At 61.6% G+C, this 26,433-nt stretch carries 23 protein-coding genes and 1 tRNA gene; 18 read left to right on the plus strand and 6 right to left on the minus strand.

What is annotated here, in order from left to right; genetic code table 11:
• Window positions 1-253: 253 nt before the first annotated feature.
• The 5 genes from pgaA (at window position 254) to J1G37_RS07665 (ending at window position 7,763) form a co-directional block, all read left to right on the plus strand.
• Entirely contained in the window at window positions 254-2,734 is a 2,481-nt protein-coding gene (gene pgaA, locus J1G37_RS07645) for a poly-beta-1,6 N-acetyl-D-glucosamine export porin PgaA (protein ID WP_207040868.1), read from the plus strand.
• Window positions 2,735-2,746: 12 nt separating this feature from the next.
• Window positions 2,747-4,750 (plus strand): poly-beta-1,6-N-acetyl-D-glucosamine N-deacetylase PgaB, encoded by a 2,004-nt coding sequence (gene pgaB, locus J1G37_RS07650; RefSeq protein ID WP_207040870.1) that lies wholly within the window; start codon window positions 2,747-2,749, stop codon window positions 4,748-4,750.
• Window positions 4,751-4,752: 2 nt separating this feature from the next.
• The gene (pgaC, locus tag J1G37_RS07655) at window positions 4,753-6,093 is read left to right on the plus strand and encodes a poly-beta-1,6-N-acetyl-D-glucosamine synthase (RefSeq protein WP_207040872.1); all 1,341 of its coding nucleotides are present in this window, start codon (window positions 4,753-4,755) and stop codon (window positions 6,091-6,093) included.
• A 2-nt stretch (window positions 6,094-6,095) separates the two neighbouring features.
• Window positions 6,096-6,578 (plus strand): poly-beta-1,6-N-acetyl-D-glucosamine biosynthesis protein PgaD, encoded by a 483-nt coding sequence (gene pgaD / locus J1G37_RS07660; RefSeq protein ID WP_207040874.1) that lies wholly within the window; start codon window positions 6,096-6,098, stop codon window positions 6,576-6,578.
• 774 nt (window positions 6,579-7,352) lie between these two features.
• On the plus strand, window positions 7,353-7,763 hold the full coding sequence (locus J1G37_RS07665) for a hypothetical protein (protein WP_347402336.1): 411 nt from the start codon (window positions 7,353-7,355) through the stop codon (window positions 7,761-7,763).
• Between the two features lie 72 nt (window positions 7,764-7,835).
• On the opposite strand, the gene J1G37_RS07670 is transcribed toward J1G37_RS07665, so the two are convergent.
• Window positions 7,836-8,246 (minus strand): DUF4304 domain-containing protein, encoded by a 411-nt coding sequence (locus J1G37_RS07670; RefSeq protein ID WP_207040878.1) that lies wholly within the window; start codon window positions 8,244-8,246, stop codon window positions 7,836-7,838.
• A gap of 406 nt (window positions 8,247-8,652) precedes the next feature.
• On the opposite strand from J1G37_RS07670, the gene J1G37_RS07675 reads away from it, so the two are divergent.
• The 3 genes from J1G37_RS07675 to J1G37_RS07685 all read left to right on the plus strand — a co-directional run bounded on the left by J1G37_RS07675 (window position 8,653) and on the right by J1G37_RS07685 (window position 12,731).
• On the plus strand, window positions 8,653-11,241 hold the full coding sequence (locus J1G37_RS07675) for an autotransporter outer membrane beta-barrel domain-containing protein (RefSeq protein ID WP_207040879.1): 2,589 nt from the start codon (window positions 8,653-8,655) through the stop codon (window positions 11,239-11,241).
• Window positions 11,242-11,355: 114 nt separating this feature from the next.
• Window positions 11,356-12,144: a signal peptidase I gene (gene lepB / locus J1G37_RS07680; RefSeq protein ID WP_207040882.1), complete on the plus strand. Its 789-nt coding sequence runs from the start codon at window positions 11,356-11,358 to the stop codon at window positions 12,142-12,144.
• Window positions 12,145-12,170: 26 nt separating this feature from the next.
• Window positions 12,171-12,731 carry a hypothetical protein gene (locus J1G37_RS07685; protein WP_207040884.1) on the plus strand — a complete coding sequence of 187 codons (561 nt, stop codon included), beginning with the start codon at window positions 12,171-12,173 and terminating at the stop codon, window positions 12,729-12,731.
• 116 nt (window positions 12,732-12,847) lie between these two features.
• On the opposite strand, the gene J1G37_RS07690 is transcribed toward J1G37_RS07685, so the two are convergent.
• Window positions 12,848-13,435 (minus strand): hypothetical protein, encoded by a 588-nt coding sequence (locus J1G37_RS07690; RefSeq protein WP_207040886.1) that lies wholly within the window; start codon window positions 13,433-13,435, stop codon window positions 12,848-12,850.
• A 3-nt stretch (window positions 13,436-13,438) separates the two neighbouring features.
• A complete protein-coding gene (locus tag J1G37_RS07695) occupies window positions 13,439-14,050 on the minus strand; it encodes a hypothetical protein (RefSeq protein ID WP_207040888.1) in 612 nt (203 codons plus the stop codon).
• Window positions 14,051-14,223: 173 nt separating this feature from the next.
• On the opposite strand from J1G37_RS07695, the gene J1G37_RS07700 reads away from it, so the two are divergent.
• From J1G37_RS07700 to J1G37_RS07730, 7 genes are all read left to right on the plus strand, one after another.
• A complete protein-coding gene (locus J1G37_RS07700) occupies window positions 14,224-14,805 on the plus strand; it encodes a hypothetical protein (RefSeq protein ID WP_207040890.1) in 582 nt (193 codons plus the stop codon).
• Between the two features lie 44 nt (window positions 14,806-14,849).
• Window positions 14,850-15,530 (plus strand): CsgG/HfaB family protein, encoded by a 681-nt coding sequence (locus J1G37_RS07705; protein WP_017739196.1) that lies wholly within the window; start codon window positions 14,850-14,852, stop codon window positions 15,528-15,530.
• Between the two features lie 29 nt (window positions 15,531-15,559).
• The gene (locus J1G37_RS07710) at window positions 15,560-15,922 is read left to right on the plus strand and encodes a DUF4810 domain-containing protein (RefSeq protein WP_017739195.1); all 363 of its coding nucleotides are present in this window, start codon (window positions 15,560-15,562) and stop codon (window positions 15,920-15,922) included.
• On the plus strand, window positions 15,919-16,569 hold the full coding sequence (locus J1G37_RS07715; RefSeq protein WP_207040891.1) for a DUF799 domain-containing protein: 651 nt from the start codon (window positions 15,919-15,921) through the stop codon (window positions 16,567-16,569). The genes J1G37_RS07710 and J1G37_RS07715 overlap by 4 nt, the downstream gene beginning before the upstream one ends.
• A gap of 112 nt (window positions 16,570-16,681) precedes the next feature.
• Complete coding sequence (locus tag J1G37_RS07720) at window positions 16,682-18,322, plus strand: VWA domain-containing protein (protein ID WP_207040893.1); 1,641 nt, start codon at window positions 16,682-16,684, stop codon at window positions 18,320-18,322.
• 26 nt (window positions 18,323-18,348) lie between these two features.
• On the plus strand, window positions 18,349-18,921 hold the full coding sequence (locus J1G37_RS07725; RefSeq protein WP_207040895.1) for an RNA polymerase sigma factor: 573 nt from the start codon (window positions 18,349-18,351) through the stop codon (window positions 18,919-18,921).
• A complete protein-coding gene (locus J1G37_RS07730) occupies window positions 18,918-19,511 on the plus strand; it encodes a hypothetical protein (protein ID WP_207040896.1) in 594 nt (197 codons plus the stop codon). The genes J1G37_RS07725 and J1G37_RS07730 overlap by 4 nt, the downstream gene beginning before the upstream one ends.
• A gap of 70 nt (window positions 19,512-19,581) precedes the next feature.
• Here J1G37_RS07730 and J1G37_RS07735 read toward each other — a convergent pair whose 3' ends face one another.
• Window positions 19,582-20,301: a hypothetical protein gene (locus J1G37_RS07735; RefSeq protein ID WP_207040898.1), complete on the minus strand. Its 720-nt coding sequence runs from the start codon at window positions 20,299-20,301 to the stop codon at window positions 19,582-19,584.
• Between the two features lie 141 nt (window positions 20,302-20,442).
• Window positions 20,443-20,519 (minus strand) — tRNA-Arg (locus tag J1G37_RS07740).
• 370 nt (window positions 20,520-20,889) lie between these two features.
• Between J1G37_RS07740 and gabD the strand changes: the two genes are divergently transcribed.
• The 3 genes from gabD (at window position 20,890) to J1G37_RS07755 (ending at window position 25,140) form a co-directional block, all read left to right on the plus strand.
• Window positions 20,890-22,332, plus strand: coding sequence for an NADP-dependent succinate-semialdehyde dehydrogenase (gene gabD / locus J1G37_RS07745; RefSeq protein ID WP_207040900.1), 1,443 nt, complete (start codon window positions 20,890-20,892; stop codon window positions 22,330-22,332).
• 182 nt (window positions 22,333-22,514) lie between these two features.
• A complete protein-coding gene (gabT, locus tag J1G37_RS07750) occupies window positions 22,515-23,792 on the plus strand; it encodes a 4-aminobutyrate--2-oxoglutarate transaminase (protein ID WP_207040902.1) in 1,278 nt (425 codons plus the stop codon).
• Window positions 23,793-23,931: 139 nt separating this feature from the next.
• Window positions 23,932-25,140, plus strand: a complete 1,209-nt coding sequence (locus J1G37_RS07755; protein WP_207040904.1) for an HDOD domain-containing protein — start codon at window positions 23,932-23,934, stop codon at window positions 25,138-25,140.
• A 136-nt stretch (window positions 25,141-25,276) separates the two neighbouring features.
• Here the strand turns inward: J1G37_RS07755 and J1G37_RS07760 are convergent, their stop codons facing one another.
• Window positions 25,277-26,278 carry a sensor domain-containing diguanylate cyclase gene (locus J1G37_RS07760; protein ID WP_207040906.1) on the minus strand — a complete coding sequence of 334 codons (1,002 nt, stop codon included), beginning with the start codon at window positions 26,276-26,278 and terminating at the stop codon, window positions 25,277-25,279.
• Between the last annotated feature and the right edge of the window lie 155 nt (window positions 26,279-26,433).

Raw genomic sequence — 26,433 nt, forward strand, 5'->3', positions numbered from 1 at the left:
CAGTGATCAGGGTCAAACAATCGACGCTCAGGTCGATTGAGGCCCTGTTATCACAGGCAAGTCCGCTCCCCCATTCGTATTTCAGATTTGCTGCCAATTCTGAACAATTGTTCTGAATTAGGCTTTCCCCTACTTTCTTAAGGGATAGTTCCTACAGGAAAGCTAGGTCGGGTCACGAGACGCCGACACCCTGATGCAAATTGCTCAGGACCACCTATCGTTACAGCTTTCCGTGTGTAAGGAAGCTCACGATATGCTGCGAAACCTCCCACTCAGTGCATCAGGCCGGTTACGACTGCTGATCGGGGCAGCCTTGTGCAGCCAGTTGCTGATGCCCGCTTTCGCGGTGGCCGACCCCGCCTACGATGCCCTGATCATTCAGGCGCGCAACGGCAATTTCACGCCGGCCCTGACCCAATTGCGCCAACTCCCTGCCGAGCGCCAGACGCCGGGCCAGGTCAGCGATCACCTGGTGATTGCCGGTTGGGCCGGGCAGGACGCCGAAGTGCTCAAGGTGTACGAGGCTCAGGGCAAAAATCGCACCTTGACGCCCCAAGCGCTCGCCACCGTCGCGCGTACCTATCGCAACCAGAAGCAGTGGGCGCAAGCCGAGGCGGTGTATCGCCAGGGGCTGTTGCGTGAGCCGAACAATGTCGACCTGCAACTGGGCCTGGCCCTGACCCAGGCCGACGGCGGCAAAACCACCGAAGCCGTGCAACGTGCCCGCGCGCTGGTGGCGGCCAACCCGAATGACCCCAACCGGCGCATGGCCCTGGGCTACGCGCTGACCCGCGCCGGCTTCAACTACGACGCGTTGTTTGAATTCGACCAGGCGTTCATCCGCGCCGGTGACAAACCGGAAGTCGCCCGCGAATACATCGTCGCCCTGCAAAAGGCGCGCTTGCCGGAGCCGGCGTTGCGCCTGGCAGCCAAGCGCCCGGGCCTTATCGACCCAGTGACCCAGCGCCGCCTGGAAGGCGACCTCGCCGCCGAACGCGTGCGCATGGCCGAGTTCGCCACGCGCAGCGAAAAGGAGCGCTACGTCATTGCTGACCGCGCGCTGCAGGATTACGACAAGCTCCTCGCCCGCTGGACCCCGGACCCCACCGCCAAGGACGACGTGGTGGTGTGGCGCATCGACCGCCTCGGCGCACTCAAGGCCCGCGCGCGTACCGCCGAAGTGATCCGCGAGTACGAAACGCTGCAGGCCGAAGGGGTGAAGTTGCCCACCTATGCCGTGCGTTGGGTGGCTGCGTCCTACCTCGACCAGCGCCTCCCGGAAAAGGCCGCGCCGCTGTATCGTCAGGCGATTACGGCGCCCGATGCCGACGTCGGCGACCGTGTGGAAGACAGCACCGCCTTGTTCTACGCCTTGCTCGAAAACGACCAGGTGGACGAGGCGCGCACCGTCGCCAAGAACCTGGCCGACAGCCAGAAACCCCGAGTGGAACTCAAGGGCCTGCCGATCGGCAACCCTAACGATGAGTGGATGGACGCCCAACAATTGGCCGCGCAGGCCGGCACTTATGGTGCCGATCTGCCGTCCAGCGAGAAATCCCTGGAAGAGCTGGTGGGCAAGGCCCCTGGCAGCATCGGGCTGCGCCTGGCGCAAGCGGAAATGTACCGCGCCCGCGATTGGCCACGGCGCGCCGAGCGTTCACTCAAGGAGACGGAAGCGCAAAGCCCGCGTGACATCGGCCTGGAGATGTCCCAAGGCTTCACGGCCCTGGACCTGCAGGAATGGCGGCAACTCGACATCCTCACCGACGATGTGGTCGCCCGTAACCCGGATAACCGCCAGGTACAGCGCCTGCAACGCCTGCGCGACGTGCATGACATGGCCGAGCTGCGGGTTGAGGCCTACACCGGCAAAAGCTTCGGCGGCGGCAACAACGGCGACGCCGGGGCCGTCTCGGGCAGCCGTGACTGGGGCATTGAAAGCCGGATCTACACGCCGCCCATCGACGAAGATTGGCGCCTGTTCGCGGGTGCCGGTTATGCCACCGCCGACTTTGAAGAAGGCACCGGCCACCACCGTTGGCAGGTGGTCGGCGTCGAGCGGCGTACCCGCGACATGACCATCGAGGCCGAGGTGTCCAACCACTCCTACGGCGATGGTTCCAAACAAGGCGCTGCGGTGTCGATTGCGCGTGACATCAACGACAACTGGCAATACGGCGGCAGCCTCGGCTACCTGCTGTCCACCACACCCCTGCGGGCGTTGAACGAGGGGATCACGGCCAACGGCGGCAGCGGTTTTATCCGCTGGCGTGCCAACGAAAGCCGCGAGTGGAAACTGACCCTCAGCCCGTCCCATTTCAGTGACGGCAACGACCGCTTCGAAGCCTTGCTCAGTGGCCGTGAAGGCCTCTACAGCTCGCCGAAAGTGCAAGTGGACCTGGGCCTGGAAGTTGGCGCCAGCCGCAACAGCAAGGAAGACACGATCTACTTCAACCCGAAGTCGGACTTCACCGTGCTGCCGGTCATCAATATCAACCATGTGCTCTATCACCGCTACGAGACTCAGTGGAGTCAGCAGTTCCAGGTCGGTGCGGGTACCTATAGCCAGCAGGATTATTCCACCGGTGGCATCGGTCTGGTGGGTTACGGCCAACGCTACCGCTGGAATGACGTACTGGAAGCCGGCGCGAACCTGAGCCTGATCAGCCGACCTTACGACGGCGATCGCGAACGCGATCTGCGCCTGCTCGTCGACCTCACTTACCGTTTCTAGAAGAGCCTGACCATGACCGTCCTCAGCCGTTGCCTGTTGATTCTGGGTGTAATGCTGGCCAGCGCCTGCGCCCAGCAACCCGCACCTTTTACCCCACCCGCCGAGCGGCCTGTTGCGCCCAACGAAGTGCCGTGGCCGAAAAACCATTTCCTGGGCATTGGTTACCATGACGTCGAGGATCGCGACCCCGATCAGGCGGTGGTGGCGGTGCGCACCGAACGTTTGATCGAGCAGCTGGCCTGGCTGCGCGAGAACGGCTACCAGGCAGTCAGCGTCGACCAGATCCTCGCGGCCCGCAACGGTGGGCCGGCGCTGCCGCCCAAAGCCATCATGCTCAGCTTCGACGACGGCTATTCCAGCTTCTACACGCGGGTGATGCCGATCCTGCGTGCCTACCGCTGGCCGGCCCTGCTGGCGCCGGTGGGTTACTGGATCGACACGCCGATGAACCAGCCAGTGGACTTCGCCGGCCAACCACGGCCACGCGGCGAGTTCCTGACCTGGCAGCAGATCCGCGAGGTATCCCAGTCCGGCCTGGTGGAAATTGCCGCGCACACCGACAACAACCACAAAGGCATCCTGGGCAACCCCCAGGGCAACCTGGAGCCGGCTGCCACCACGCGGCGTTATGACCCGGCGACCAAGCGCTATGAAACCGAAGCGCAGTTCCAGGCGCGCATGCGCGCTGACGTGAAGGCGATTTCCGACAAGATCCGTGCAGTGACCGGCAAGGCCCCACGGGTGTGGGTATGGCCATACGGTGCGGCCGACGGCACTTCGCTCGCAGTGGTCGGTGAACAGGGCTACCAGATGGCGCTGACCCTGGACGATGGTCTCGACGACTCCACCAAGCTGATGAATAGCCCGCGTTTCCTGGTGGCCTCCGACCCGGACGGCGAACATTACGCCAACAGCATCGTCGCCGTGCAGACCAAGGCGCCGATGCGGGTGGTGCATGTGGACCTGGACCATGTCTACGACCCGGACCCGGCCCAGCAGGCGCGCAACCTCGACCAATTGATTCAACGCGTGGTGGACATGGGCGCGGTGACGGTGTTCCTGCAAGCCTATGCCGATCCAAAGGGCGACGGCCTGGTGCATTCGCTGTATTTCCCCAACCGTCACCTGCCGATGCGTGCCGACCTGTTCAACCGTGTCGCCTGGCAACTGCACACCCGTGCCCATGCCAGCGTCTATGCCTGGATGCCGGTGCTGAGTTTTGCCCTGGATCCCAAGCTGCCACGCGTAACCCGCTGGGACCCGAAAACCGGCCAGATCGGCCTCGACCCCGATCAATACCAACGCCTGTCGCCGTTCGATCCAGAGGTGCGCAAGGTCATCGGCGAAATTTACGAAGACTTGGCGAGAATCAGCAACAGTGGTCTCGATGGCGTGCTGTATCACGATGATGCGGTGTTCAACGACTTTGAAGACGCCAGCCCTGCGGCGCTCAAGGCCTATGCCGCCAACGGTCTGCCGAACACCATCGAAGCCTTGCGCGCCGACCCGGCTGTGATGCAGCGCTGGACCCGTTTCAAGAGCCGTTACCTGATCGACTTTACCAACGAGCTGACCGCCAAAGTCCGCGCGATCCGTGGCCCGCAGATCATGACCGCGCGCAATATCTTCGCCGAGCCGATGCTTAACCCGCAGAGTGAAACCTGGTTCGCACAGAACCTCGACGACTTCCTCCAGACCTACGACTGGACCGCGCCGATGGCCATGCCGCTGATGGAAGGCCAGACGCTGAAAAACTCCAACGCCTGGCTGGAAAAACTGGTGGCAACCGTCAAGGCGCGTCCCGGTGCGCTCGACCGCACCGTGTTCGAACTGCAAGCCAAAGACTGGCGGACCAAGGAAGCGCCGGACATCAGCGCCGAGCAGTTGGCTGAATGGATGGGCGTACTCAAGCGCCAGGGTGTCACGAGTTTTGGCTACTACCCGGACAACTTCCTGGAAAACTCCCCGGACCTGAAGACGATACGTCCGGCCCTTTCCAACCAATGGAACCCTTGACCATGTTCGACAGAATCCTGGCTTTATTCGTGCTGGCATTGGTGTTGGGTGTGCCTCTTGGCCTGATCTTCCTGGTCACCGGGCAGTTCCTGATGGACTTCGTGTTTTTCTACCCGCTGTTCATGTCGGCGCTGTGGATTGCCGGCGGCCTGTACTTCTGGCTGCACTGGGAACGCCACTGGCCGTGGGAAGAGGACACCCCGGCGCCGACCCTGGCCGGCAACCCGCTTATCTCGATCATCATCCCTTGCTACAACGAGGGCGATAACGCGGCCGAGACCATTCATGCGGCGCTGGACCAGGTCTACCCGAACATCGAAGTGATCGCGGTCAACGACGGCTCCAAGGACAACACCGCTGCGGTCCTCGATGCCCTCGCCCTGGAACACCCGCGCCTGCGCGTGTTGCACCTGGCGCAGAACCAGGGCAAGGCCGTGGCCTTGCGCATGGGCGCCGTGGCCGCGCGCAGCGAGTACCTGGTGTGCATCGACGGCGATGCGCTGCTCGACCGCAATGCGGCGGCGTATATGGTCGCGCCGATGCTCGACAACCCGCGCCTCGGCGCAGTGACCGGCAACCCGCGCATCCGCACGCGGTCGACCTTGATCGGCCGGGTGCAAGTGGGCGAGTTCTCCTCGATCATCGGCTTGATCAAGCGTACGCAGCGGGTGTTCGGGCGGATTTTCACGGTATCCGGGGTGGTGGTGGCGTTCCGTAAAAAGGCGCTGGACCGCATCGACTACTGGAGCACCGACATGATCACCGAGGACATCGACGTCAGCTGGAAGCTGCAACTCGATCACTGGGCGATCTTCTACGAGCCGCGTGCGCTGTGCTGGATCCTCATGCCGGAAACCGTCGGCGGCCTGTGGAAACAGCGCCTGCGCTGGGCCCAGGGCGGCGCCGAAGTGTTGTTCAAGAATATCCGTGGCATCTGGCAATGGCGCCATCGCTACCTGTGGCCGCTGCTGTTCGAGTACTGCCTGTCCACCGGTTGGGCCTTCACCTTCCTGCTCTCGGTGATCTTCTGGGGCCTGGGCAAGTTCATGGTGCTGCCGCCAGCCATCGCCGTGGATTCCCTGGTGCCACCGGCGTTTACCGGCCTGGTGCTGGCGATGGTGTGCCTGGTGCAGTTTGCCGTGAGCATCCTGATTGACCGGCGCTACGAAAAAGACCTGTGGAAAACCCTGTTCTGGACGGTGTGGTACCCGATGGTGTTCTGGCTGGTCAGCTTGTTCACCACCCTGGTCAGTTTTCCCAAGGTGCTGTTCAACCAGCATCAGAAGCGCGCGCGCTGGGTCAGCCCGGACCGCGGGATCAAACCAGCCAATGAGGACGTGTGATCATGAAACTGATCAGAACTCGCCAAAACTCGGTGATGTGGATCATCGACGTGGTGCTGACCCTGTTGGCCTGGGCTGGGTTGGTCTGGCTGCTGGCGCGCGGGATCAACGCGATGCTGGAAACCCACGGCGGCCCGCGCATCGAGGCGCCGATCTTCGCCGCGCTCAACACCCTGCAGATCTACCTGTGGATTGCGTTGTTCAACGCGCTGATCCTGGTCACGTGGGCGCGCTACCAGCAACGCAAAGGCCGCAAATTCGCCCAGCGCCGCGCCGAGGCCAACGCACTCAGCGACAAGAACCTCAGCGAGAGCTTCAAGCTCGGCGAGGGTGACCTGGAGCAACTGCGCAAACCGGGTGTGCTGGTGATCCACAACGACGAAGAGGGCGGTGTGGAGGAAGTAAAATCCCACGTTTCCCGTGATGTGGAAAAGCCGACATTGACCTTGGTGCCGGGGCAGGATCGCGACAAAGGTGTGAGTTGATCTACGCCCTGTAGATCATTTGGAATGCGGGCAATGTGGGAGGGGGCTTGCCCCTGTGACGGCCTGGCAGTCGGGCGATTTTTACCGGGTGTAAACCGGCTCTAGTGTGGGAGCGGGCTTGCTCGCGAAGACGGCCCGTTAGGCGGTTGAGTTGTGTTGGTTGCACATCGCTCTGAGGTGGGAGCTGGCTTGCCTGCGATGACTATCTATGTGGCGCCGGGGCTTTTGGGTCGGAGTACATATCCATTGCTGCGGTCACGGCCACTTAGGGTTCCGCTCTTACAGCGGCTCACTTTTGGAAGGACCGGAATGCCGGCCCAGCCAAAAGTAAGCAAAAGGTCCTCGCCCCACCACTCGGCACCTCGCCTAGGCTCGGTGTGCCCGAACACAGGCTTGAATCCGTGGGCCGCCGCCACGCGCCATCCATGGCGCGGGGCGGCTAACCCGGCGTCCTGCCGGATTACCCACGGATTCAAGCCTGCGTTCGGCCAGCGTGGTTAACGGGGCGCCTAAGATCAAGATCAAAAGCCAAAGCCAAAGCCAGAGCTTCGGGGTTTGTCAGGTCCAGTAGTTGTGTAGATATCTATGTCCCGATAGCCCAATGTCTGCCAATGAGCTAACGGAGGTGAGCAAGGGATTGGAAGAGATTCTGAGTTAGGATCGAAGGTCAAATAATCAAAACGCCACAATGGATTTGAGGTATCTAAAATGCCGCAATGGTCATCGCTGCACAACTCAAGGACCGGGGACATCGTCAGCGTACGAGAACCGTGTGTGCTCGCTTTGGAAGACGGCGTTTATAAAGTTTCAGCCGATCAATACATCCTGGCGGATGCTTTTCTCGATGAGGGAAATGAAAAACACCGGTTGGTGTCCGTCTACTGGGCCAGCAGTGAACCTGGCTTTCGAAGAGCGTACTCCATGGACATTGAAAACGATGACCTGGCTGTACGCCTGCCACCGACCGAATTGCTGCCGGTGGGGGCCGGTGGGACCTATGGTCAGATAAAAAACGCGCTAGCTGAGGGCTCGTATATGGAATGTGCCTCCTACCGCGTGATGACTGACGGCGCATTTATCCACAAGAGCTTGGAAAACGCGTCGGCCTCTTATTATTTTCGCTCGCCTGAAATCCTGAGCGACGAGTTGCCTTTCGCAATCGTGTGGAAGTTTTTTAGTGGGTGAGCGATTGCGGCTCCACCGCTACCCCTACCCGTTAGGCGCCCTGTTGCTCACGGCCGCCTTACTCAAAGCCCCTCAAAGCAGCCCTCTGGCCCAGTGCTCAGGCGCTTGAATGCTCAGGTGAGGCAGAACCTCACGCGCGGTATCGGCGAACCGTGTCGCGCTGTCGCCTTTATCGTCATACCTGAACCAGTGATCTTCTCCCCTCGGCGCGCCCAAGCGAACTCGCTTGTTAGGGTGCACGTTTGCCGCGGCCACTTTTGTCGGGGGGATCTGTTTGCCCCAGTGCGTTGTTATTCCCTCAATGGGGCAAACCGCGACTTCAACGACGAATGCTCCTCCATACCGGTCAAACTGAAACGTGAGCAGGTCAATCTGCTGCCCCGTATTGCGGCGAAAGTGTGGAACTGATCCCTTGAACCCCAGACTGCGCAGCACCGGGATGACATGTTCCTTTAATGCGGCGTCCATTTTCTCGCGTTCCATTGCATTGCTCTGTTTGTCAGGGGGAAAAAGTATTTGGCAAGGCGAGCGTGGGCTCATGTGCCTGCTCAATGGGATCTGACTGCCTCAACTGCGACCCAGTTCACAAACCCTCGCCCCACCCTCATATCATTTGAACATTCCGTTTACCCCGGGGTCTTTATCCCGCCCACCCGCGACCGGTCGGGCTGCATGGACTGCAGCGTTTTCAAATGACATTAAGGATTGATGTGAACCTTCCCCCCTTATTCCCCTGCCTGCCACCGCCCCTTGCGGTGTGCCTTCGTGCGCCTGGGTTTTATGCGGGTGCCCTGGGGGAATGCATTCGGATCAATTGATCCCTTCACTCGGTACACCAGCTGCCGCCGGGCCTTTTGGCGGCAGTGAGCCGTAGTTCATGGAGTTAGAAATGAAGCGCAAGCCGTTCCAGAAAACCCTGTTGGCCATCATGGTCGGCGCAATCAGCACACAGGTGCTGGCCGTTGAGTTCGACCTGGGCCAAGGAAAAAATGTTTGGGCCAGTGAGACATTCGGTGAGCCCGTGACCATCACTGGGCAGCTGTCCCAAGTGGTCGACCCCAGCACCACCCTGCCAGCGGGCCTGGGCTTTACCGATACCCACATCCAGGGTTCGCTGATCAACCGCGCCGACATTACGCTGGACTCGCAAGGGAAAACGATCCGTGCGATGACCATCGACCCAATGTACTGGGCCGGCCCGAACAACCTGCCCACCAGCACCATCACGGGGGATGTGATTCAGGCCGGCAATATCCTGATGAGCCACGGCGGTTATGAAGGGTTGGAGATCGGCGACGCGACCATTGGCGGCAGTGTGATCAACTCGGGCACGATCCGCTCGACGGCGCCGCAGCCGGATGCATCGACCCTGGGTTTCGTGGGCGGTGGCGAAGGCATTTACCTGCACGGCACCACCATTGGCGGCGACGTTTCCAACACCGGCGTGATCAACATGGACGGCCGTGGCGCCACAGGTCTGATTCTTGATATCGACGGCGCCACCCCGACCACCATCGGCGGCAAGATCCTCAACTCCGGCTCGATCATCGCCACCGGTGAGTATGCCCTGGGCATTGAAGTGGAAACCGCGACCAGCGCGCTGCGCATCGAAAACAGCGGGCTGGTATCGGCTGACGGCACAGAAGCTCGCGGCGTGCTGTTTTATAACGGCACTATCGATTACATCCTCAACACCGGCACGCTTGAAGCCAAGAGCACCGATGCCAGCGCCTTCGAGTTCCAGGGCGCCACGTTCGCCACCAACAGTGCGAGCGGCACCCGCGGCATCGTCAACCGTGGCACCATCACCGCCGACGGCACCGCGATCCTGGTGAACGCCGCTGAGCAAACCTCGCCGTTTGAAATCAACCAGCAAGCTGGCGAAATCCGCAGCAACTCCGGGATTGCCGTGGACGCCGCCAACCTGGCGACGCTGAACTGGACCGGTGGCGCCATCGTCGGCGACCTGCTCAACCTGAGCGCGGTCAACATCGCAGGCCAGGCGAACTTCACCGGTTCGCGCATCATTGCCCCGGTCTCGGTCAACTCCGGCTCCTTGAACCTCTCCGCACAAGGCACCGCCATCACCGGCGACCTCAACGTCGCCAACGGCGCCGGCATCGACATGCACCTGTCCGACAGCGTCGTGCCGACCACGGCATACCTGACGGTCAACGGCAGCGCCACTTTTGCCAACGCCTCGAAGCTGACCGTGAGCGCCAACCCCGGCGACTTCGCCAGCACCAATGACGGCACGCAATACACCCTGCTGCAAGCCACCAGCGTGCAAGACAACGGCCTGTCGGTGAACAGTGCTTCGGCGTTGCTCGACGTGCTCAGCTATTCGGCCGATGCGCAAACGGTCAAGGCCGTGGTAGCGGTCAAGGCCGACGCGCAAGTCCAGGAAGAGCTCGCCGGTGTGGGCGCCAGCGCCGCCTCGGCCACGGCGGTCAATACCTTTAAGAATGGCGTGCTCAGCGGCCTCAGCAGCGACGACCAGGTCTTCCAGGCCCTGGCCAACGCCGGCACGGCCGCGCAACTGGCGCAGATCAGCGACCAGCTCAAGCCGGACGTCAACCGTGGCGCGCTGGACGTGGCCTTGTCCGGACAAACCGTGGTCAACGGCGCGATCTTCAATCGCCTCACCGAGCAGCGCGCAAGCCAACAGCGCGGCGGCGTGTGGGTGCAGGGCCTGAGCAGCAACATGGATCAGGACGGTCGCGGCGGCGCCAACGGCTACTCGGCCAACAGCAGCGGCATGGCGGTGGGTGTGGACGCTCGGGTCAACGACACCACCACCCTGGGCGTGGCCTACAGCTACCTCAACTCCAACATCCATTCGGACCTGGGCAACAAGACCGACGTCGAAGGCCACGCGCTGTCGCTGTACGGTAACTGGTCGCTGCAAGAATGGTTTGTCGATGGCAGCCTCAGCTACGGCCATAACGACAACCAGAGCAAGCGCCACATCGCTGGCACCACGGCCAAGGGCAGCTACGACAGCAACGTGTTGTCCGCCAGCGTGATCGGCGGCTACAGCTTCAAGCCGTCGCAAGCGGTAGTGATCGAGCCACGCGTTGCCGCGCGTTATGCCAACGTGCGCATGGACGGCTACGACGAGAAGGGTTCGTCGGCCGCGCTGAGCACCCGTTCGCAGCGTTATGAAGTGGGCGAGTTGGGCGCCGGTGTGCGCCTGGCCGGGAACCTGCCGATGGGCGCGGGCAGCTTGCAGCCGGAAGCGACATTGATGGCGTATCACGACCTGATGGGTGATCGTGTCGCGCAAACCTCCAACTATGTGCTGGGTGGTTCGGCGTTTACCGTCACCGGTGCGTCGGTGGCGCGGGACAGCTATGAAGCCAGCGTGGGCGTGAATTACCAGGTGTCGGACTTCACCGTCGGCGCCAGCTACACACGCCAGGCGCGCAGCGGGTTTGATGCCGATGGCGTGATGCTCAAGGCGCGGTACGCGTTCTAAACCGTTGGTGAGGGAGCGTGCTCCCTCACCGCTGGCCAGGGTGTGTTTTTTGGGATCAACGCTGAAGACTTCGCGCAACACTTTGTGGACACCAATTTTCCTTAAGGACCCTCAATGAAACCCGCAAAACTCTCCCTGCAAGCCTTCCTGATGTCCTGCCTGGTGGCGGGCTGGGGCTTGGTGTACGTGGGCCGGATCAAATGGGCGATCTGGGTCGCCGCGTTTATGTACGGCGGCGTGGTGTTGCTCGGCGTGTGCGGCCTGATCGCGTCGCCCATCGGGCTGTACGTTTTCTTCGCCTTTGTGGTCGCGGTCAAGCTCAGCTCAGCAATCGTGTCGGCGGTGTTGGCGCGTCGCTATGACGGTCCGCCGGACGTGCCGCGTAAACGCTTCCACGCGCTGTATGTGGGCGTGTTGATGGTGATCACGTTCGTGCTGATGGAAGTGCTGCGGGGGCCGTTGATGGGCTTCAAGAACTATTACATTCCGTCGGGCTCGATGGCGCCGACGCTGTCGATAGGCGACTACATCGTTTCCGATCTCCAGGCCGGTGCGCCGAAGGTCGGCGACATCGTGGTGTACCGCTGGAACGGCACCGAGGCGGTCAAGCGCGTGGCCGGCGTGGGCGGCGATACCTTGGCCATCGTCAACGGTGAGCTGATCCATAACGGTGAAAACCTCGGCCTGTTCCACGCACCGGCTGACCGGGTGAACGGCGCAGCGTCGATGGAACTCGCGCCGCTTAAAGTCGAGCCGGGTCACGTCTACCTGCTCGGTGACAACCGCAACAACAGCAACGACAGCCGCTTCATGGGCCAGGTTGCCGTTGAGGATGTGGTCGGCAAGATCACCGGGATCTGGTTCTCCGAAGAACGGTCGCGCATCGGGACGACGTTCCCATGAACAGGACGCTCACCCGAAGCTTGATATTGCTCTGCCTCGTCGCGCTTGCCGGCTGCCAGGGCGTGCCCTATCGCGGTGCCGGAGACCAGGCGCGGATCAACAGCGACCTCGCCCTGGCGGCAACCCCGGCGCAGTTCATCCCGTTGCGTTGGGCCTATTCGAACTATGGCGTTCAAGACGGCGTGCAGACCGAGGACGCGGTGGCCGTGGTGCAACCCGGATTGATCACGCTGGTGGGGTATGAGGGCGGGCACTACGTGCGCAAGGCAAGTTTCCCGGCAGCGGCGGTGGATTGTGCCTACGTGTTTGACAGCGAGGGCAGTAATCGGCCGGTGTGGCTGTTGCAGCAGGAGCGCTACGTGTTCCTGTCCCCGAGCGATCATCGCGGCAATGGCGATAGGGCCAGGCGGGTGCAACTGGTCAAGCAACTGGCGAGCGGCGGTTTCAGGATTCAGACTGATGCCCAGGGCTCGGCGTATCGTCCGACCGGGAAGTCGGAGCGGCAGTTGGTGCTGAATACGGTGATTGGGCATCACATGGAGGAAGTCGCCGAGAACCAGGCTTACAACGTGTGCCGGCCTCAATAAATGGGTTGGCTGGGCTATCGCCATCGCGGGCAAGCCCGCTCCCACAGTTGACTGCATTCCAATGTGGGAGCGGGCTTGCTCGCGAAAGCGGCGGACCGGCCAACGACAATCTCGAGTCAGAGCAACTTGCGCTGCACCGCCTCATCCAGCGTACTGCGGGTCAACGCTTCCACGACTTCCCGCGTATCGGTCTGGAACGGAATGCCGACGATCAGCACCAGCTGCATCCAGGTGCGCACGGACTCGCTTTTCTTGACCCGGCCCAGTTCCTTGCCATCTTTGTCCTTGAACACCGTTTCCAGGGTGAAGGTGTTCTTCGACGTGGTCGGGATGATGAAGAACGTCACGCCGGTGATGATCGCCGAGGCCACGCTGAACTGTTCGTTGTTGTACAGGGTGGCATCGGCATAGATATCCGAATCGACCTTGTCGGTGCTCACCCGCGAGAAGCGGTTGGACTGGCGAAACGCATCCGCCACGGCCTTTTCCCACAGTACTGCCGGTGCGCCGCCCGCTGCGGTGCCCGGGCCGTTGTTGACTTGGATCAGCGCGGTGGTGCGCACGTAGGCCGCAGGCTTCTGCGCCGGCACGTTGGCCGTCGGCGGCCAGGTCTGCACGGGCGGCAGTTCGTGTTGCGAGTACGACACGCAACCGGTCAACAAGACCGCCGCGAGTACCAGGCTGTGTTTGATCAATCCTTTCATGACTTACTCCTTGGGCAGCTTGGCGGTGGCGCTGTCGAGCAGTTGCGACACCAGTTCATTCAATTGTTTGGCACCCATGGTCGGTGCCCAGTATTCACGGCCGTACAGGCCCACGTTGCGCTCGAACTTGACCTCTTGCTTGGCACTCGCCAGCTCCTTGCCCTCGCGGTCGACGATGGTCAGGTCACCGGCCACGTCGAAGGTGTCGACGAAGATCGGCCCGTTGACCCAGATCCAGATGGTCAGCGTCAGCAAGGCGCCTGGCACGTAGGCCGGATGCACGCCACGGTGGCCCTTGAGGGAGGTCATGTTGAATTTCAGCGACACATCGTTTTCCCCCAGGCGCGTGGGGTATTCGGTGACTTGCTTGAAGTAGCCTGCAGTGCGCACGTATTGATTGAGCTGCACGGTCAGGGAGCGGCTGATGGCGGTCTTGTTGGCATCGTTGACGTCGGTGGCAGTCACCGCGACATCGGCGATTTGCGCACTGCGTGGGCTGCTGACAGCGGCAGGGTGGAGCGGGGCGCCGATTGGGCCGGTGACGGTGTAGGACACGCAGCCGGTCATCGACAGCGCCGCGATCAGGGCCGTAGCCCGGAAGAGAACTTTAAACACGCAATATCCCTATAAATAAACACACTGAAGTCAGTGTCTCGACCGCAGGGTACACAACTTGAGGAATGTGCGTCGGCGCACGCAACCGACCAAATACACTTGAGAACCCCTCTTAACTCCGTAAAATGCCGCGATTGTTTAAAGCTCGATACTGTTCAGGGATGAATTCATACATGCGCACGCTGTTCCTCTTTTTCGCCGTCTGCCTCATGGCAGGCTGCGCCTCCAAGCCGGATTACTACATCTCTCCGGCGCCGGTCACCATTCCCAAGACTGCAACCTTCTGGCTCGACACGTTTGATGTTGAGGTGGTGGGTAAAAACGAGCGCTTCCTGCCCGACGACAAGGTTCGCCAAGCGTTGGGTGTCGATATGGTCAACCGTTTGCTCAAGGCCGGTCGCTACGCCACCAGCAAGGACAAGGCCGACTATCTGCTGGATATGAACATTGTGTACACGCGCCATATCCAGGACTCGAAAGGCGGGCTCGCCACGCTGATCGTCGACGACAACAAGCTGCTGCTCAGTGTCGATTTCAGCTACAAGGTCGCGGTCAAGAAGAACGGCACCGAGGTGCTGCACTTTTCCAAGGCCCTGTATGACCAGGTGCCCGGCGGCGTGATCGGCAACTTCGAGCAGTACAAGACCATGGGCGCCCTGGTGACCAATAAAAGCAACGCCAGTGTCGAAGGCTTCTACTTCAGTGTTTATAGCCGCGACATCGTCAACGACATCCGCAACATTCCCACTCGCTAGTTTTACCTGCTGCACCTGCTGATTTCTCACTCTAGGAGCACTCTGTGAAAGCACTGTCCAAAATCCTGCTGTCGGGCCTCACCGCCGCAGCGCTGCTCGGCGTGGCCGGTTGCGCCACCGAGAGCAATCGCGCTCTGCCGGTGGAAAAAGTCGCCAGCGCCGGTGTGGTCTACAACGGCGTGCGTGTACCGATCGCCGTGGGCAAGTTCGACAACCGCTCCAGCTACATGCGCGGCATCTTCTCCGACGGCGTTGACCGCCTCGGCGGCCAGGCCAAGACCATCCTGATCACCCACCTGCAGCAGACCAACCGCTTCAGCGTGCTGGACCGCGACAACATGGGCGAAATCTCCCAGGAAGCCGCGATCAAAGGCACCGTGCAGAAGCTCAAGGGCGCTGACTACGTGGTCACCGGTGACGTCACCGAGTTCGGCCGCAAAGAAACCGGCGACCGCCAGCTGTTCGGCATCCTCGGCCGCGGCAAGACCCAGGTGGCCTACGCCAAAGTCGCGTTGAACATCGTCAACATCAGTACCTCCGAAGTGGTGTATTCCACCCAGGGCGCCGGTGAATACGCGCTGTCCAACCGTGAAGTGGTCGGCTTCGGCGGCACTGCCAGCTACGACTCCACCCTCAATGGCAAGGTCCTCGACCTGGCCATGCGCGAAGCCATCAACCGCTTGGTAGACGGCATCAACGCCGGCGCCTGGAACCCGCGCAACTGATCAGCAACACCTCAAGGAGCAGTACACGGATGAGCAAGGCAGTGAAGTTGGCGCTGATGCTGACAGCAAGCGCAGTAGTCGCCGGGTGCCACACGGCGCCCCAGCCCCTGTATCAATGGGAAAGCTACCAGCCGCAGGTTTACGAGTACTTCAAGGGCGAGCCCAAGGAAGCGCAGGTCGAGGCGCTGGAACGGGATCTGCAAAAGATCAACGCCAGTGGCCGTAAAGCCCCGCCGGGTTACCACGCGCACCTGGGCATGCTGTACCTGAGCATGGGCAAGGACGACCAGATGGTGCAGGAGTTTCGCACCGAGAAGGCCCTGTTCCCCGAGTCCGCCTCGTACATGGATTTTCTGCTGAAAAACGCCAAGACCGGAGTCGCCACTAAATGAGCCTGTTAAAACTCACCGGCGCCTTGCTGGCCCTGGCGTTGCTCGGCGGTTGCGCCGCGCCCAAGACCGTGGATTACACGGCGTACAAACAGGCACGGCCCAAATCGATCCTGGTCCTGCCGCCCCTCAATGAGTCGCCGGAAGTGCAGGCGTCCTACAGCCTGGTGTCGCAAGTCACCTACCCGTTGGCCGAAGCCGGCTACTACGTGTTGCCGATTGCCCTGGTGGACGAAACCTTCCGCCAGAACGGCCTGACCACCGCCAACGATATCCAGGCGCTGCCGCCAACCAAGCTGCATGACATCTTTGGTGCGGACGCGGCGCTGTATATCACCGTTACCGAGTACGGTACCAAGTACATGCTGATCGCCAGCGACACAGCGGTGACGGCCTCGGCCAAACTGGTTGACCTGCGCACCGGCACCACCCTGTGGACCGGCTCGGCGCGGGCCTCCAGCGAGGAAGGCAACAACAACGGCGGCGGCCTGGTGGGCATGCTGATCACGGCGGCGGTCAAGCAGGTGATCAACAGCTCCACTGACGCGGCGCATCCGATTGCCGGTATCACCAGTGCGCGCCTGCTGTCGCCGGGGCAACGCACGGGGATCCTGTACGGTCCGCGTAACCCGAAATACGGTACTGACTGATTGAACGGTTCGGCGGGGCAGGTGTTTCTGTCCCGCCGAACGGTTTAACCCGAACAGCCAGCGCGTTGCGTCTGACCTTGTGAACGGATCATTCATTCACGAGGTTCAGCCCATGTCCCGTCCTCTGCTCTTCCTGCGTCCTGCTGCCCAGGGCTTTGCCGTTACCTTACTGGTCACGCTGGCCGGTTGTGGGTTGCCCTCTTCCCACGATGTGGCCAAGCCTGACGAAGCCGCGCCGGTCTCCGAGCTGCAAAGCGCTCCAGTGCAAGGCGCGCTGGTTAAACGCATGCCGATGCCTGCCCCCATGAGCGCACGAATGGTGATGCAGGAGTCCGTGGCGATGGACTACCACAGTGAACCCCGCGAACAGTACGAAAACCTGCCGGACAACCCGGTGCATCGCGTGGCCGAAACGCCGGTTTCAACCTTCAGTGTTGATGTCGACACCGGCAGCTACGCCAACGTAAGACGCTTCCTCAATCAAGGCAGCCTGCCGCCCGAAGGCGCTGTACGACTGGAGGAAATGGTCAACTATTTCCCCTACCACTACGCGCTGCCCACCGACGGTTCACCCTTTGGCGTAACCACCGAAGTGGCCGCCACACCGTGGAACCCTCACACCCAGTTGCTGCGTATCGGCATCAAGGCCTCCGACCGCGCCGTGGCGCAACTGGCGCCGGCCAACCTGGTGTTCCTGGTGGACGTGTCCGGCTCCATGGACCGCCGCGAAGGCTTGCCGCTGGTGAAAAGTACGCTGAAATTGCTGGTGGATCAGTTGCGTGAGCAGGACCGCGTTTCATTGGTGGTCTACGCCGGGGAATCCCGTGTGGTACTCAAGCCCACGTCCGGACGGGACAAGGTGAAGATCCGCAATGCCATCGACCAACTCACCGCTGGCGGTTCAACGGCGGGCGCGTCCGGCATCGAACTGGCCTACCAGATGGCCCGCGAAGGGTTTATCGACAAGGGCATCAACCGCATCCTGCTGGCCACTGACGGTGACTTCAACGTCGGCATCAGCGACTTTGACAGCCTCAAGCAGATGGCGGCTGAGCAGCGTAAAAGCGGCGTCTCCCTCACCACTCTGGGCTTCGGTGTGGATAACTACAACGAACACCTGATGGAGCAACTGGCCGACGCCGGTGACGGCAACTACGCGTACATCGACAACCTGAGTGAGGCCCGCAAGGTGCTGGTGGACCAGCTCAGCTCGACCCTGGCGGTGGTGGCGCGGGATGTGAAATTGCAGGTGGAATTCAACCCGGCCCGTGTCAGCGAATATCGCTTGCTCGGCTATGAAAACCGCGCCTTGAAGCGTGAGGATTTCAACAACGACAAGGTCGACGCGGGTGAAATCGGGGCAGGGCATACGGTAACGGCGCTGTATGAAATCGTCCCGACGGGCGAGAAAGGCTGGTTGGAACCGTTGCGCTACGCTGCCGAGTCCAAGGTGCAAAACAAAGCCGATGAACTGGCAATGTTGCGTGTGCGCTACAAGCCTGCCGCAGGCGGTGCCAGCGAGTTGATTGAGCGGCCAATCCACAACGAATCCACCCAGGCCAGCGACGACCTGCGTTTCTCGGCGGCCGTGGCAGCCTTCGCCCAACAGCTCAAGGGCGATGGCCGCTACACTGGCAGCATGAGCTTGCAGGACACTGCTGCACTGGCCCGCTCGGCCAGTGGAGATGACCCGTTCGGGCTGCGTCATGAGTTTGTGCAACTGGTGGAATTGGCGCAGAGCCTCAAGCATTGATCCATCGAAAGGAGTTCGCCATCGACATGGCCGTTCCAGAAGACACACCCAGCGACGAATCGCTGCTGGCCCGCTACCGAACCGGCGACAGCGCCGCGTTCGAAGCCTTGTACGCCCGGCACCGCCAGGGCCTCTACCGCTTCCTCGTGTCCCTGAGCAACAAAGCCGAACTGGCCGAGGAAATCTACCAGGAGACCTGGCTCAGCCTGATCCGTAGCACCACCCAGCCACAGGGCCGGGCGAGTTTTCGTACGTGGTTGTTTCAGATTGCCCGCAACCGCCTGATCGACCACTGGCGCAAGCACGGCATCCACAACCCACTGCACGACAGCTACGACGAGCAGCTGCATGCCCAGGCCGACGACAGCGCCGGCCCCGAGCAGCAACTGAGCCTCAGCCGCGACCAGGCACGGCTCGACGCCGCGCTGCAAGACCTGCCCGAAGACCAGCGCGAAGTCTTCCTGCTGCGCCTGCACGGCGACCTCGAAGTGCCGCAAATCGCCGCACTGACCAAGGCCCCGCTGGAAACCGTAAAAAGCCGCCTGCGCTACGCCCAGCAGAAACTGCGGCGCCTGCTGGCCGAGGAGATCCCCGCATGACCGACTCCCGACACACTACCGATGCCGACGACGTGCTGCTCCAGCACTACCGTCAACACCACACGGGCGAGCCACCAGCGTCCCTTGATGCCTTCATCCTCGCCACCGCCCGCCGCGAAGCCCCGGTGCCGCAGCCAAGCCTGTGGCAACGCTGGCTGCACGCCTGCCAACGGCCGCGCTGGCAAATGGCATTTGCCACCGTCGCTGGTTTGGCGCTGATGGTTGGCGTGGTTACGCGCTCGCCCGTGCCGCAGCCGGAAATTTCTACCGCGACCTTCTCTGCCCTCCACGAAGAAGCCGCCAGCCCACCACCGCCTATGATGTCCGCCCCCGCGCCGGTGGCCCGCATGGCTGCTGCGCCCAGGGCCGAGAGCGCGCAAGTGATGGGCTCGATGGCGGATGAGTCCAGCGCGAAGCTCAGCAAGCGTGCGCCGGTGGCGTTGCCGTCGCTGGAAGACGGGTTGCAGGAAATTGTGCGACTGCGTGAGGCAGGACAGACCAAGGCGGCGGATGAGAAGCTATTGATATTGCATGAGCGTTTTCGCGCAGAAGACTTGCCCGCGCGGTTGGAAGCGTTGAAAAAACCTTGAGTGCGCGACATCGCGTCTGCATCAAGTTGTGGCCCGCCAGTCTCTCGATGCTGGCGGGCGCGAGGCTGGCTTAGAACTCGGTCACCCTTTTTTCGACGCGGGTGGGGTCTATAAGGTCGAGCACGTCGTCATAGGTCATGCTCAGGGTCTGCAATGGGTGTTTCGACATAAGCTCGTCTACTTTGTTCGATACCTTCTCCCACTCCAGGCTGGTTTTATTTGCGTAGGGAGGAATATTCCTCAGAAGGGATGCAGGTGAGAATTTCCACAGTTGCACGTAGGCAACAGCGCCAGCCAGTTCAGGCGTCGTCTGCTCTTGTTCGACCAAAAACTGTTTTAGATGTCCGAGAGTGTTGGCTGGGTTGTCGTCTCCTGCTCCCCAGTCAAAACCTTCTATGGAATAGGTGCTAGCCCCCTGGCTCTGATCGACCATCATACTGGCAAGACCCGCCATCCCCCACGTCAAAGCATTGAAGGTCGAGCTGCCGAATCTATTCTGGAGCTCTTGCGACATTTCCTTGCCGATCGGCGTATTGAGCAACGCGCTCAGTTCACGGGAAGCTACGCCGTCACTGTTTTTCCAAACATTATCGGGTACCTGATCCCGCATCGCATTCAGACTGGGGGGTGGTTTCATGCCCTGCAGGAAATTGGAAATTTGTTGTTGTATCTGCGGGTTAAGAGGGTCTTGATTTAACTCAATATGATTATTGGCCTTGTCGCTAACAGGGGTTGGTGAAGACAGGGTAGTTGGAACGCTGGGAGGGAGCTGATTGTTAAGTGGCAACATGGGATTTATCCAATGGAGGTTCAAAGAAGACGTGCTAGCGATTGCTGGCATCTTCAATCTGTGGAACGCCCCAGGGCTCTGGTTCCCAGCGCCCAAAAAAAAGCCCCAGGTCTTTCGACCTGGGGCTTTTTCGTCTTTATGTGGTGCACCCGGCGGGATTCGAACCCACGACCCCTGCCTTCGGAGGGCAGTACTCTATCCAGCTGAGCTACGGATGCTTGTGCGGGCGACATCATACCCATGTCGCCCTTGGGCGTCCATGCTGGTTTTTGGCCGCTGAACCGTAGGAAATCGGCGCGCTGGCGCCCTAAACCGGGCGCCACCGGTCAAGGCGTGGGAACCGGGGCCAATCACGCTGATCCGAAAGATTCGGCAAATGCGCCGTTTTCGTTCTTTTTTTCGAACAGACTATTGCCCTGTACCCCCATTGATCCTAGGATTCGTTTGAGATTTCAAACGCTCTGTCTCCCGCGTGCGCTTCACTTATTCCGCGCGCTGGGGCTGATTTCCCTGACGGCAGCCCACAAGGCGCCTTTCAACAACTCTAATTCGCTCCGCGTGCGCGCGGTGCTGTTAAGGAAACCCGACATGCAGCTTAAAGATGCCCAGTTGTTCCGCCAGCAAGCCTTTATCGACGGTGCTTGGGTCGATGCGGACAACGGTCAGACCATCAAGGTCAACAACCCTGCCACGGGCGAGATTCTCGGCACCGTGCCAAAGATGGGCGCCGCGGAAACCCGCCGCGCCATCGAAGCCGCCGACAACGCCTTGCCGGCCTGGCGTGCGCTGACCGCCAAGGAGCGTGCGAACAAGCTGCGCCGTTGGTTCGAATTGCTGATCGAAAACCAGGACGACCTCGCGCGCCTGATGACCCTCGAACAAGGCAAGCCGCTGGCCGAAGCCAAGGGCGAAATCGTCTACGCTGCCTCCTTTATCGAGTGGTTCGCCGAAGAAGCCAAGCGCATCTACGGCGATGTGATTCCTGGCCATCAGCCCGACAAGCGCCTGATCGTGATCAAGCAGCCAATTGGCGTGACCGCTGCCATCACCCCGTGGAACTTCCCGGCCGCGATGATCACCCGTAAAGCCGGCCCGGCCCTGGCCGCCGGTTGCACCATGGTCATCAAGCCCGCTTCGCAAACTCCATTCTCGGCCCTGGCCCTGGTGGAACTTGCGCACCGTGCCGGTATCCCGAAAGGCGTGCTGAGTGTGGTCACCGGCAGCGCTGGCGACATCGGCGGCGAGCTGACCAGCAACCCGATCGTGCGTAAATTGTCCTTCACCGGCTCGACCGAAATCGGTCGCCAGCTGATGGCCGAATGCGCCAAGGACATCAAGAAAGTTTCCCTGGAGCTGGGCGGCAACGCGCCGTTCATCGTGTTCGACGACGCCGACCTGGATAAGGCCGTCGAAGGCGCGATCATCTCCAAGTACCGCAACAACGGCCAGACCTGCGTCTGCGCCAACCGCCTGTACATCCAGGATTCGGTGTACGACGCCTTCGCCGAAAAACTCAAAGTGGCCGTGGCCAAATTGAAGATCGGCAACGGTCTGGAAGACGGCACCACCACCGGCCCGCTGATCGACGAAAAAGCCGTGGCGAAGGTCCAGGAACACATCGCCGATGCCTTGAGCAAAGGCGCGACGTTGCTGGCGGGTGGCAAGGTCATGGAAGGCAACTTCTTCGAGCCGACCATCCTCACCAACGTGCCGAAAAACGCCGCTGTGGCGAAGGAAGAAACCTTCGGCCCGCTGGCGCCGCTGTTCCGTTTCAAAGATGAAGCCGAAGTGATCGCGATGTCCAACGACACCGAGTTCGGCCTGGCTTCCTACTTCTACGCCCGTGACCTAGGCCGTGTGTTCCGTGTGGCCGAAGCCCTGGAATACGGCATGGTCGGCGTCAACACCGGGTTGATCTCCAACGAGGTGGCGCCGTTCGGCGGCATCAAGGCCTCGGGCCTGGGCCGTGAAGGCTCCAAGTACGGGATCGAGGATTACCTGGAAATCAAATACCTCTGCCTGGGCATCTAAGCCCTGTAAGAGATTGCAGTGAACGCAGAGGGCACGAGAGCGCTGACCCTTTGCGTGTTTCAAGACGTTATTCGTAGTGGCCGGGAACGCTGTGACAGTCGATCATCGCATGCTGTCGCAGTTGCCTCCCCGCCACGTATTCCTTGGACCCCGCCACCCGATGAGTGGCGAATGAGGACTTTATGAGCAAGACCAACGCATCCCTGATGAAACGCCGCGAAGCCGCTGTCCCGCGCGGTGTTGGCCAGATCCACCCGATCTTCGCCGAATCCGCGAAGAACGCCACGGTGACCGACGTTGAAGGTCGCGAGTTCATCGACTTCGCCGGCGGTATCGCCGTGCTGAACACCGGCCACGTGCACCCGAAAATCATCGCGGCCGTGACCGAGCAGCTGAACAAGCTGACCCACACCTGCTTCCAGGTCCTGGCCTACGAGCCGTACGTCGAAGTGTGCGAGAAAGTGAACGCCAAGGTACCTGGCGACTTCGCCAAGAAAACCCTGCTGGTCACCACCGGTTCCGAAGCCGTTGAAAACGCCGTGAAGATCGCCCGTGCCGCCACTGGCCGTGCCGGCGTGATCGCCTTCACCGGCGCCTACCACGGCCGTACCATGATGACCCTGGGCCTCACCGGCAAAGTCGTGCCTTACTCGGCCGGCATGGGCCTGATGCCAGGCGGCGTGTTCCGTGCGCTGTACCCGAACGAACTGCACGGTGTGAGCGATGACGATTCCATCGCCAGCATCGAACGCATCTTCAAGAACGATGCCGAGCCGCGTGACATCGCTGCCATCATCATCGAGCCGGTGCAGGGCGAAGGCGGTTTCTACGTCGCGCCGAAATCCTTCATGAAGCGCCTGCGCGAACTGTGCGACAAGCACGGCATCCTGCTGATCGCCGACGAAGTGCAAACCGGCGCCGGCCGTACCGGTACCTTCTTCGCCATGGAACAGATGGGCGTTGCTGCCGACCTGACCACCTTCGCCAAATCCATCGCCGGCGGCTTCCCGCTGGCCGGTGTGTGCGGCAAGGCTGAATACATGGACGCCATCGCCCCTGGTGGCCTGGGCGGCACCTACGCCGGTAGCCCGATCGCGTGCGCGGCTGCGCTGGCGGTGATGGAAGTGTTCGAAGAAGAGCACCTGCTGGACCGTTGCAAATCCGTCGGCGAGCGTCTGGTCACTGGCCTGAAAGCCATCCAGGCCAAGTACCCGGTGATCGGTGATGTGCGTGCCCTGGGCGCGATGATCGCCGTCGAGCTGTTCGACGGTGGCGACACCCACAAGCCAAACGCTGCGGCCGTGGCTGCCGTGGTGGCCAAGGCGCGTGACAAGGGCCTGATCCTGCTGAGCTGCGGCACCTACGGCAACGTGTTGCGCGTACTGGTCCCGCTGACCGCGCCGGACGAGCAGTTGGACAAAGGCCTGGCGATCATCGAAGAGTGCTTCGCAGAGCTGTAAGCAAAAGCTGAGCTGATCGACAGAAAAAACCCGCTTCGGCGGGTTTTTTTGTGCCCGATACAGCACATTCAGCCCAGGTTCATTGTACGTAACCGCCTCCATTGACTAAGGTGCAAGCATTGCCGATGGAGCGTGCTGGATGACTGCTGTTGATTTACCCGCTGTACCCCGCGTGTTGATTGCTGAAGCGGACCCTTGGTCGCGGGACCTGCTCAAGCAAGTGTTGTTAAACGTGCGCTGCGACGCACGGCTGGACGTGTGTGCCGATGGTCAGCAAGCGGCTACCTTGCTGCGGGAAAAAGCCTACGACCTGATCCTGGCCGATTGGGAGTTGCCGGGCATCGATGGCCTGAGCCTGCTGCGCAGCGTGCGCCAGCAGCGCCGCTCGCCTGCGCTGCCGTTCATTCTGCTGAGCAGTCGCAATGACAGCGCCAGTGTGCGCGAAGCCCTGCCCCTGGCGCCCACGGCCTACCTGACCAAACCCCTGAACATGGAAAGCCTGACCCAGCGCCTGCAAGACCTGCTGCTCAATGAAGGCGAAACGGTGTACTGCGAAATCCCGCCGCTGGCCCCGGGCATCACCTTGCCGGTGTTCCTGGAGCGCCGTCGCGAGGCCTCTGACGGCGCACCGTTGCGCGTGGATGTGAAAGACGCGGTACAAAAAAGCCTTGGCCCTGAGGGCCTGGACCTCAAGCGTCTGGAAGACCAGGTGCGCATGGACCCGCAAATCACCGCCGTGCTGATTGCCGCCGCGAATAGCGCCGGCCATCACGGCACGCCGGTGCAAACCCTGCCAGCGGCGTTGCACAAGCTGGCTGCCGGGCAAAGCATGAACCTGATCCTTGGGCTGTCCCTCAAGCACAACGTGGTGTTGGGGGATCCAGCGCTGGTGGCCTATGCCGAGCGTCACTGGCAGTTGTCCCAGGACACCGCCGACTACGCGCGCCGCCTGGCACGCATGTTGGAGTTGGATCACGAGCGCTGCTACAGCGCCGGCATCCTGCATCGGCTCGGCGACCTGGCGTTGTTGCGCTGCCTGGAAGACTGGCGCCAAGGCGGCGGCGAGTTGGATGACGAAGCGATTGGCGAAGCGCTCTACACCTTCGGTGCCGCCTACGGTTCGGCGTTGCGTGCGCGTTGGCGCTTGCCCCATGAACTGCGCCAGTTGATCGCGGCGATCTACTCGCTGGAGGGCGGGGTGTATGCGCGGGATGCGCTGGTGGTGAACCTGGCGGCGCAGATGGCGCGGTTGACCGAGCATGAAGGGTTGGAGGCGCTGGCCAATGGCAAGACTGCGCGATTGCTCAAGGTGGGTTTGTCGGAGCTGACGCGGGTGCGCAAGGCCTAGAGAACAGTGAGATGCAAATGTGGGAGCGGGCTTGCCCGCGATGAGGGCGTGTCAGTCAGCAAATTTTTAACTGATCCGCCGCCATCGCGGGCAAGCCCGCTCCCACATTGGATCTGCTCCACATTTGGATCTGTGTCTAACTGGCGACGACGCGATTCTTGCCCAGCCGCTTGGCCTCATACATCGCCGCATCCGCGCGGGCGAACAGGCTGTCGAGGGTGGAGTCTTCCTCGCTCAGGCTGGCCAACCCCTGACTCACCGTCACCGTAAACGCCAAGCCTTCATAGCTGAAACTCAACGCCTGGATCTCCTTGCCCAGCCGCTCAGCCACCTGCAACGCCATCTCTGGCGCACAACCGGGCAGGACGGCGGCGAATTCTTCGCCGCCAATGCGCCCGAACAGGTCGCCACGGCGCAATACCCCGCGACCGCTCTCGGCGATACGCCGCAGCACCTGGTCGCCCTCCAAATGGCCGTAGGAGTCGTTGACGTCCTTGAAGTCATCGATGTCCAGCAACAGGAACGCCAAAGGCGCGCCTTGGGCGCAGGCGCTGTCGAATGCCTGGTTGGCGCATTCGAAGAAATGCCGGCGGTTGCTGCTCTGGGTCAGCACGTCGGTGGTGGCGAGGCGATGCAGCTCCAGTTCCAGCTGCTTTTTCTCGGTGATGTCTTCGGCCATGCCGACCACGATCACTGGCTCGCCAGGTTCGACCTGTTGGTTGATGTAGCACTTGTCGCTGAGCCAGCGGATCTGCCCGTCAGCGGTGATGATGCGGTACTCGCGGTCTTCCACGGCGCCCTGTTCCAGCACGCGGGCGAGGCTGTGTTCGGCGTAGTCGAGGTCTTCGGGGTGAATGCTGTTGCGCCATTCGCGGTGGTCGGCGAGCAGCGCGCCAGCCGAGCGCCCGAATACCCGCTCGTAGGCCGGGCTCACGTAGAGCACGCGGCGCGTTTGCCAATCGATGGCCCACAGCACGGCGTTCACGCTGACCAACAGTGAACTGAGCAACTGTTCGCGCTCGCTCAGCCGCTCGACTTCGCCCTGGGCGTGCATCAGCGCCAGCAGCGTCGCCGCCGCTGCGGGGCGCGGGTGCTCGGCGCTGGGGGGATCGGGCTGGTAGGGCTTTTCGTGAACCATCGGCACAACTCTCTCTGGGCGCGCCGCAGGATGGAACAGCGGTCACAACAAGGGGCCACCATGATGGCGAAGTGTTCATTGAGAGAGGGGAATTGCAGTGAAGTTCCGTCATCGGGCGCGATTGACGGTGTCCGAGAAATGGCGCCAAAAAGCCG

Source organism: Pseudomonas sp. Marseille-Q1929, assembly GCF_017316265.1.
Classification (GTDB): Bacteria; Pseudomonadota; Gammaproteobacteria; order Pseudomonadales; family Pseudomonadaceae; genus Aquipseudomonas.

Bases quoted from the DNA above. Each gene is read 5' to 3' on its own strand.
- pgaA (WP_207040868.1), top strand. From the start codon at position 254: ATGCTGCGAAACCTCCCACTCAGTGCATCAGGCCGGTTACGACTGCTG.
- J1G37_RS07725 (WP_207040895.1), top strand. From the start codon at position 18,349: ATGGCCGTTCCAGAAGACACACCCAGCGACGAATCGCTGCTGGCCCGC.
- J1G37_RS07755 (WP_207040904.1), top strand. From the start codon at position 23,932: ATGACTGCTGTTGATTTACCCGCTGTACCCCGCGTGTTGATTGCTGAA.
- pgaC (WP_207040872.1), top strand. From the start codon at position 4,753: ATGTTCGACAGAATCCTGGCTTTATTCGTGCTGGCATTGGTGTTGGGT.
- J1G37_RS07690 (WP_207040886.1), bottom strand. From the start codon at position 13,435: ATGAAAGGATTGATCAAACACAGCCTGGTACTCGCGGCGGTCTTGTTG.
- J1G37_RS07730 (WP_207040896.1), top strand. From the start codon at position 18,918: ATGACCGACTCCCGACACACTACCGATGCCGACGACGTGCTGCTCCAG.
- pgaD (WP_207040874.1), top strand. From the start codon at position 6,096: ATGAAACTGATCAGAACTCGCCAAAACTCGGTGATGTGGATCATCGAC.
- J1G37_RS07720 (WP_207040893.1), top strand. From the start codon at position 16,682: ATGTCCCGTCCTCTGCTCTTCCTGCGTCCTGCTGCCCAGGGCTTTGCC.
- J1G37_RS07735 (WP_207040898.1), bottom strand. From the start codon at position 20,301: ATGTTGCCACTTAACAATCAGCTCCCTCCCAGCGTTCCAACTACCCTG.
- J1G37_RS07760 (WP_207040906.1), bottom strand. From the start codon at position 26,278: ATGGTTCACGAAAAGCCCTACCAGCCCGATCCCCCCAGCGCCGAGCAC.
- gabD (WP_207040900.1), top strand. From the start codon at position 20,890: ATGCAGCTTAAAGATGCCCAGTTGTTCCGCCAGCAAGCCTTTATCGAC.
- lepB (WP_207040882.1), top strand. From the start codon at position 11,356: ATGAAACCCGCAAAACTCTCCCTGCAAGCCTTCCTGATGTCCTGCCTG.
- J1G37_RS07700 (WP_207040890.1), top strand. From the start codon at position 14,224: ATGCGCACGCTGTTCCTCTTTTTCGCCGTCTGCCTCATGGCAGGCTGC.
- J1G37_RS07715 (WP_207040891.1), top strand. From the start codon at position 15,919: ATGAGCCTGTTAAAACTCACCGGCGCCTTGCTGGCCCTGGCGTTGCTC.
- pgaB (WP_207040870.1), top strand. From the start codon at position 2,747: ATGACCGTCCTCAGCCGTTGCCTGTTGATTCTGGGTGTAATGCTGGCC.
- J1G37_RS07670 (WP_207040878.1), bottom strand. From the start codon at position 8,246: ATGGAACGCGAGAAAATGGACGCCGCATTAAAGGAACATGTCATCCCG.
- gabT (WP_207040902.1), top strand. From the start codon at position 22,515: ATGAGCAAGACCAACGCATCCCTGATGAAACGCCGCGAAGCCGCTGTC.
- J1G37_RS07710 (WP_017739195.1), top strand. From the start codon at position 15,560: ATGAGCAAGGCAGTGAAGTTGGCGCTGATGCTGACAGCAAGCGCAGTA.
- J1G37_RS07675 (WP_207040879.1), top strand. From the start codon at position 8,653: ATGAAGCGCAAGCCGTTCCAGAAAACCCTGTTGGCCATCATGGTCGGC.